This is a genomic window from Streptomyces sp. NPDC057543 (assembly GCF_042801895.1).
In the GTDB taxonomy this organism is placed as follows: Bacteria; Actinomycetota; Actinomycetes; order Streptomycetales; family Streptomycetaceae; genus Streptomyces.
Map to the genome: position 1 here is coordinate 1 of NZ_JBHVFF010000348.1, position 7,811 is coordinate 7,811.

Consider the following 7,811-nt stretch of genomic DNA (forward strand, 5'->3'; position numbering starts at 1 on the left):
GTTATAGGGCGTTTGCCGGTCAGAACGCCGCCTCCACCGCCGCGGCCCCGGTGAGCGAGAGCCCCGAGCCGGTGCCGAACAGTAGATGGCCGGCCGTGGTGGCCGGGCGGTGGGCCGGAGGAGTTCGGCACCATGGCGGGCCGCCGCACCCGCGGGCTCGCCGGGCCGGCCTTCGCCGGAGTGCGCGTGGTGCTGTTCGCGGCGGCGGGCAGCATCGTAGGTATCGTCGCGGCCTGGACGCTCGGCGCCCCCACGGTACCCGGTCCGGAGCCTCCGGCCTGCCGTGCGGGCCCGGCAGCAACTCCGCCCAGTCATCGGATGGTTGAGGGAGAGGAGTTTCGTTCAGTCGGGAAGATTCCATTGACAGGTTCGCGTCGTGCTCCAATCATCGGATGTCATGACCGAACTTCCCAGACGCCATGTACTCGGAATGACGGCAGGGGCGGCAGTCGGCGCCGCCCTGCTCACTCCCGCCACCGCCGATGCGGCCCCGCGAACCGGAGCCGTGCAAGCGCGCGCAGAGGCCGGTACCGGCGGCGGTGACTGGGGCACCGTCCCCGCCGCCGTACCCGTACCCCTCGACGCGTGGTTCGACAACGACGGCATCGACACCGCCGATGCCCGCGGCGGCAACTTCGACGGCTCCGGCTACACCTTCCCCGGTGAGGAACTCCCTGCCGGAGAACGGGAGATCAACGGCACCACGTTCCTCTTCCCCGCCTCCGCAGCGGGTGCCAGGAACAACATCGTCGCCCTCGGTCAGCGCATCGACCTCCCACCTGGCCGCTACCTCTCCGCACTCTTCCTCACCGCGTGCAGCTACGGCGCCGCATCCGGCCGGGCCACGGTCCACTACGCCGACGGCACCACCTCGGCCCCGGTCCTCGGCGGCTCCGACTGGTACTCCGGAAGCGGCGCCGTCACCGCCGCGTACCGTTACACGGCCGACGGCACCAAGGACCAGCACCAGGTCTCCATCGCCGTCAGCGAGATCGCGCTCGACCCGGCGCGGGAAGCCGTCGCGCTCACCCTGCCCGCCACCCAGCCCGCCGAGGCCAACAAGCCGTCCTTGCACATCTTCGCGCTCTCCCTGCAACCAGCGGCCCAGGGACGGGCGTTGACGCTGCGGGACGCCCACTCGACCACCTCGCTGCTGGACTCCGGAGCCCAGAGCATCGAGGCCACCGTCGTCAACGCGGGCACGGTCGGCATCCTCGCCGCCGACGGCCTCACGCTCGCGGTGGACGTACCCGGAGCCCGTACCGTCGCACCCGCCCGCATCAACCGGCTCGCCCCCGGCGACCAGGCCCGCGTCCGCATCGGCATCCGCAACAGGCCCGGCACCGCACCCGGCACCGCCCGGGACGGCAACGTTGTCGCCCGCGGACGCGGAAAGCAGGCCGCCACCGTCCGGCGCTCGCTCACCCTCGGCGTCCCCGACTACGCCCCGACGGACGACTCCCTCTCCACCCACCAGGCGCCGTACTGGTTCCAGGCAGCGAAGTTCGGGATCTTCATCCACTGGGGGGTCTACTCGGTACCCGCCTGGGCGCCCGTCGGCACGCAGTACGCCGAGTGGTACTGGAACCAGATGCAGGACCCCAACAACCCCACGTACGCCCACCATCGCGACACCTACGGCGAGTCCTTCGCCTACGACGACTTCATCCCGCGGTTTCGCGCCGAGCGCTTCGACCCGCGCTCCTGGGTGGAGCTGTTCCGGGACGCGGGCGCGCAGTACCACGTCCTCACCTCGAAGCATCACGAGGGCTTCGCGCTCTGGGACACCAGGCTCTCCGACCGCAACTCCGTGAAGATGGGGCCGAAGCGCGACCTGATCAAGGAACTCTTCGACGCCTCACGCCGCTACACCCCCGAACTCCACCCGGGGCTGTACTTCTCGATGCCCGAATGGTTCAACCCGGACCACCCGTGGATGGGCCACGCCCCGCGCAATCCGTACACCCTGGAGCCGGTCCCGTACACCGGTTACACGGCGGGCAAGAACTACGTGACCGGGTTCCAGGGTCCGCAGATGCTGGAGCTGATCCACGGCTACGACCCCGAGATCCTCTGGTGCGACATCGGCGGCGACAACGACAGCCACCGGGTGCTGGCCGAGTACTTCAACCATGCCAAGAACCGGGCCCGGCCGATCGAAGTCACCGTCAACAACCGCTCCGGCATCGGGCCGCACGACTTCACGACGCCCGAGTACACGACGTACGACCAGATCGTCACCGCGAATTGGGAGTCCAGCCGCGGCCTCGACCCGTTCAGTTATGGCTACAACGCCCAGACACCGGACGAGCAGTACATGACGGCCGAGGAGATCGTGCACTCGCTCGTCGACATCGTCTCCAAGAACGGCAACTTCCTGCTCGACATAGGACCGAAGGCCGACGGCACCATCCCCGACATCATGCAGCGCAGGCTGCGCGAGACGGGGGAGTGGCTGCGGACCAACGGGGAGGCGATCTACGACACCACGTACTGGGCTCGGATGCCGCAGCTCGGCGAGGACCTGCGGTTCACCGTGCGGCCCGACAAGGCGTTCTACATCCACTCCCTGGCGCGGCCCGGCTCGACCCTCACCGTCGAGGCCCCCGTGCCGATCCGCAGCGGTGACCGGGTCACCCTGCTCGGCCACGACCGGCCGCTCGGCTGGCGCACCACGGGCGGCTCGCTGGTGATCGACGTACCGGCGGCGGCGCGCAGGACCGGACAGCATGCCTGGGTGTTCAAGGTCGCCTGGTCGGGCTGAGCCAGGCCGGGCCGAGTGAGACGGGAGGCATGAAGTCCCGCACGTAGGTGCGGTGCCACCAGCGTCCGGTGGCCCGCAGTTCGCGCCAGGTCGTGAACCGGTAGCGGTACACCCTGGCGCGGACATGCGTGGGCGGAGCGTCCGGGAACGGGTTGTGACGCAGCAGCCGCAGCGTGTCCCGGTCGTTCTCCAGCAGCCGTTCGACGAACTGGCCGAACCAGGGGCCCGCGTACGCGGGGGAGAGCGCCGCGAACCACATCAGCCAGTCGAGCCGCAGATGGTACGGGGCGAACTGGCGGGGCAGCCGGCGCGGATCGCCCGGCTTGCCGCGGAAGCCGTACTCCCGCCAGGCCGTGCCGTCGTGGAGCACCGGCTCGTCCGTGCCCTCGACCGCGACCTCCAGCCGGACCCGGCTGATGCTGCCGAACGCGCCGTAGGTGTTGACCAGGTGCAGCGGGTCGAACGAGCGGTTCATCACCTGGCGGCGGGAGACCAGATTGCGCGCCGGGCGGTAGCTGAGGAACACCACCAGCGCGGTGACGGCGATGACGACGATCTCGTACCAGAGGGGCGGCGCGGATTGCGCCGGCGATTCGGTGAACAGGGACCAGTCGACGGCGGACAGCGCGAGGGTGATCGTCACCCAGTTCAGCCAGGCGAAGTTCCCCGACAGGACCAGCCACAGCTGGGTGACGATCATCAGCCCCGCGGCCGCGCTCGCGACCGGCTGCGGGGTGAAAAGGAGCACCGGCACCAGGAGTTGGGTGACGTGGTTGGCCGCCACCTCGACCCGGTGGACGGGCTTCGGCAGCCGGTGGAAGAACCAGCTCAGCGGACCCGGCATCGGCTGGGTCTCGTGGTGGTAGTACAGACATGTCAGCTTGCGCCAGCACTCGTCGCCGCGGATCTTGATCATTCCGGCACCGAACTCCACCCGGAACAGCACCCAGCGCAACAGCCACAGCACCAGCACCGGCGGAGCCGTGTGCGCGTTGCCGAGGAACACGGCGAGGAAGCCGGTCTCCAGCAGCAACGACTCCCAGCCGAAGCTGTACCAGGTCTGACCGACCTGGACGATCGAGAGATACAGCGCCCAGGGCAGCGCCCAGAGCAGCATCGCCGCCCAGAGCGGAACGTACGAGTCCACCCCCGCGAGCAGGGCGACGGCGAGCGCGCAGCCGGTCCAGGAGACGAACGCGAAGAACCGGTCGGAGTAGTGGAGCCGGAAGAGGCCGGGCGCGCTGTGCCAGTCCGTGCGCCGCAGGAAGTCGGGCACGGGCAGCATGCCGCGTTCACCGATCAGCGCCCGGAACTGGAGCACGGCGGTGAGGAAGGCGAAGAGATAGACGCCGGCGAGAGCCCGCTGGAAGATCAGCCGGCTGAGCCAGTACCCGTCTGCGGTGAACCAGTCCATCGCTTCCAGTATCGGCCCGGTGGCCGGGCTCAGCCCTTCGGACGGGCCCGTTCCGGTCAGACGGGCTCGTTCCGGCCTTCGGTGACGATGCGGCGCAGCGTGGTGCCTAGCCTGCGGGCGTACCAGAGCTGGAGCACCGGTACGAGGGGTCCCGCGAGGCGCGCGTACCAGGCGGCCGGGCGGCTGAACGCCATGACGGTGAACCACACCGTCCCGTCGTCCGCCAGCTCCACGACGAAGGATTCCTCGCCGTGTTCCGGGTGCCGGAGCTCGGTCCCGTAGGCGAATCCGATGCGGTCGTCCTCGTAGGCGGCCCAGACGACCCGGCAGGGCGCCGTGAACCGGAACGGGCCGACGCCCAGCGACACCCGTACACGGACCCCGGCCTCGGCGCGGGCCGCCGACGCGCGGACCCGGGCCCCGCTGGAGTGATGCATGCGCCAGCCGGTGATCGCCGCGCCCGCCGTCTCCAGGTCGGCCCGGCCGCGCCCGACCGGGGTCCGGTGGTGGAGGTGGTGGTAGCCGTCGGGGAGCGGGCCGAGGCGGGTGGCTCCGACCTCGGGGTAGGTGAGGGCGTTCATACGGTCCTGCTTTCGTGATCGGTGGGGTTCTGGAGCCTTTGCCAGGCGAGCACCGAGCAGAGTGCGAAGCCCAGGGCGTTGCCGAGGCCGTGGGTGGCGGCCATCCAGGTCAGTGTGGGGTGCGGGAGCCCGGTGGCCTCGCCGAGCGCCCAGCTCAGTGCGAGCACCATGGTGACCGCGAGTACGCCGGACGAGGTGGCGAGCAGCAGCCGGGTGATGCGGTTCTGTTGCTCGGCGCGCACCGAGCGCCAGGTGAGCAGGGCAACGGTCCACATGCCCGCCGTCAGCACCACCGCTCCGGCCAGTTCGGCCCAGTCCCCGATGAAGTAGCCGATCAGGACGAGCAGGGTGCCCAGCGGCACGCTCAGCGCGGCGAACCTTCCCGCGGTGCTGTCGGCGACCCGGCAGACGAGTCCCGCGATGAGCGCGGCGGCGAATCCGGCGAAGTGGAAGTGCGGCACGGTCAGCGCGAGGATGCCGAGCCCGAAGCCGAAGAGCGGGTGCCCCGAGCGTTCGGCGACCAGTGCGGTGGCGGCGATCGACGGGGTGACCAGGGCGGTGAGCAGGGCGACCTCGGCCGCCGCCCGGGCGGGGATTCGGAACCCCGCAAGATTGCGGAGCAGCCGCAGTGGAGCGTGCAGGGCGAGGAGTACGGCCCCGAGCGCGTAGCAGGCCGCCAGGGCGGTGGCGGGCACGCCGCGCGGCAGCCACAGGGCGACGGTGCCGGGCACGGCGAAGAGCGGCCACAGGCGGCGCATCCGGTCCAGCTCGGGAGCACCGGCCAGCCGCAGCCCCGCCGGGACCACCACCAGCATGCCCAGCATGACGATCAGATCGACCAGTACAGACATCGAGCCCCCGACTTGAACGCGTTCAAGTATGTTCGGCGATGACTCTACGGCCTCTCTTGAACGTGTTCAAGAGAGGCCGTGGCAACGTGACCCGTACAGCTGCTTCAGCGGCGGGTGACAGCCCCGTAGGGACTCACAGGACCCCCCGGCGCCACTCCCGTACCAGCAGCCGGCCGAGGTACGCGCCCCCGATGGCCATCGTGTAGATGCCGACGGGCAGGTTGTCGAACAGTGGCAGTTGCTGGGCGCAGAGATCCGCGACTACCAGCAGCAGCGCGCCAGTCAGCGTCGACAGCAGCAAGTGCGGGCCGGAGACGCGAGTGATCCGCTTGGCGATCTGCGGGGCCGTCAGCGAGATGAACGCGATGGGCCCGGCGACACCGACGGCACCCGCCGAGAGCACGATCGCGAGCACGACGGCGATCGTTTTCGTGCCGCGGGGGCCGGACCCGAGCGCGCCCGCGATGTCGTCGCCCATCTCCCCGATGTCCAGCCGCCGGGCGATCAGCGCGGTGAGCGGGGCGACGATCAGCAGCACCAGCCAGATCGTGCCGGCGTCGTCCCAGGACCGCGCCGACAGGCTGCCGTTGACGTAGGCGCTGAGAACGGCGGCCCGGTCCCGCTCCATGGCGTAGACGACGTACTGGGTGACCGCCGCGCCGATCGCGGCGACCCCGATCCCGGCGATGACGAGCCGGGCCGGGTTACGGAATCCGGTGCCGGTCGACACATAGACCAGCGCCATGGCCAGGAGGGCCCCGAGCAGCGCGCCGAGCCCCACCGGCACCGTGTCCGGGAACATCAGGGCGACGATCGCGGCGCCCGCCCCGGCGCCGGCCCCCAGCCCGATCACATCGGGGCTGGCGAGCGGATTACGGGTGACGGACTGGAACAGTGCTCCGGACAGGCCGAGCGCCCCGCCGGTGCCCACGGCGACCGTCAGCCGCGGGCCGCGCAGCCGTTCCAGGACGAACGCGTATCTGCCCTCGGCCCCGCCGGTCACCGCTCCGGCGAGATCGGCGAGCGGAATGCCCAGCCGCCCGAGCGACAGCGTGGCGAGCGCGGCCACCACCAGCAGCACGAACAGGACGAGCGCCGTCAGTACCGACACTCGCCGGACCGGCACCGCCACGGTCCGGCCGATCGTCAGGTACCCCCTGGGCGACGCCGTGCGGACTCCGGCCTGATGCGACGTCATGCGGTGCCCCTCATCCTGCGTACGGCGATCAGCAGTGCGGGCGCCCCGATGAACGCACTCACGACACCCACCATCAGTTCCTGCGGGCGCATGACCACCCGGCCCACCACATCCGCGAGGAGCAGCAGTGCGGGACCGGCCAGTGCCGAGAAGAGGATCTGCATGCGGAAGTCGACACCGACCAGGGCGCGCACCACATGCGGAACGGCCAGCCCGACGAAGGCGATCGGGCCGACGGCCGCCGTCGCCGAGGCGCTCAGCAACGTGGCCGAGAGCAGCCCGCCCGCGCGCACCAGGGCCGGATTCGCCCCGAGGGACGCCGCGGTCGAGTCGCCGAGTGCGAGCATGTTGAGGCCCGGCCCCAGCAGGGCCGCGATCAGCAGACCGGCCACCGCGAACGGCAGGACAGACCAGAAGACGTCGAAGTCCCGGCCGCCGAGCGCGCCGACGACCCAGTACCGGTAGCTGTCGAAGACCTTCGGCCGGCTCAGCGTCACCGCCTGGATGAACGCCGTCAGTACGGCGGAGAGCACCGCACCGGCGAGCACGAGCCGCACCAGACCGCCGCCCGACCCCGCCGATCCGATCGCATGGACGAGCAGACCTGCGATCAGCGCGCCGGGGAGCGCCCACCACATGGTGTCCGTACTGCCCGACGCCCCCAGGAAGGCCGTCGCGGCGACGATGCTCGCACAGGCGCCGGCGTTGATCCCGAGGAGACCGGGATCGGCCAGCGGATTACGGGTCACGCCCTGCATGAGCGTGCCCGCGACGGCCAGGCAGAGACCGGCGAGCACACCGAGCGCGGTCCGCGGGTAGCGGCTCTCGACGATGGTGGTGACATTCGGATCGGCGGTACCGGACAGAACGTGCAGCACATCGCCGAACGACGTGGTCCGGCTGCCGAACATGACGCTCGCGAACACGGCGAGCACGAGGACGACGACTGCGATGACGACGGAATACACCCGCCGAGCGGTGCCGGTCCCCGAGGTTCCGGCAC

General features: G+C 70.6%; 6 protein-coding genes. 1 reads left to right on the plus strand and 5 read right to left on the minus strand.

Annotated elements, in window-relative coordinates; all coding sequences use genetic code 11:
- Positions 1-397: 397 nt before the first annotated feature.
- Positions 398-2,764: an alpha-L-fucosidase gene (locus ACFU8Q_RS36480; RefSeq protein ID WP_384462928.1), complete on the plus strand. Its 2,367-nt coding sequence runs from the start codon at positions 398-400 to the stop codon at positions 2,762-2,764.
- On the opposite strand, the gene ACFU8Q_RS36485 is transcribed toward ACFU8Q_RS36480, so the two are convergent.
- The 5 genes from ACFU8Q_RS36485 to ACFU8Q_RS36505 form a co-directional block, all read right to left on the minus strand.
- A complete protein-coding gene (locus tag ACFU8Q_RS36485; RefSeq protein ID WP_384462931.1) occupies positions 2,742-4,178 on the minus strand; it encodes a lipase maturation factor family protein in 1,437 nt (478 codons plus the stop codon). The genes ACFU8Q_RS36480 and ACFU8Q_RS36485 overlap by 23 nt on opposite strands.
- A gap of 56 nt (positions 4,179-4,234) precedes the next feature.
- Positions 4,235-4,759 (minus strand): DUF1990 family protein, encoded by a 525-nt coding sequence (locus ACFU8Q_RS36490; protein ID WP_384462934.1) that lies wholly within the window; start codon positions 4,757-4,759, stop codon positions 4,235-4,237.
- Entirely contained in the window at positions 4,756-5,610 is an 855-nt protein-coding gene (locus ACFU8Q_RS36495; protein ID WP_384462937.1) for a YndJ family protein, read from the minus strand. Before ACFU8Q_RS36495 ends, ACFU8Q_RS36490 begins: the two co-directional genes overlap by 4 nt.
- Positions 5,611-5,743: 133 nt before the next feature.
- The gene (locus ACFU8Q_RS36500) at positions 5,744-6,808 is read right to left on the minus strand and encodes a FecCD family ABC transporter permease (protein WP_384462939.1); all 1,065 of its coding nucleotides are present in this window, start codon (positions 6,806-6,808) and stop codon (positions 5,744-5,746) included.
- Positions 6,805-7,811 (minus strand): FecCD family ABC transporter permease (locus ACFU8Q_RS36505; protein ID WP_384462942.1); only part of this gene is annotated, 1,007 nt, incomplete at its 5' end. The genes ACFU8Q_RS36500 and ACFU8Q_RS36505, both read right to left, overlap by 4 nt.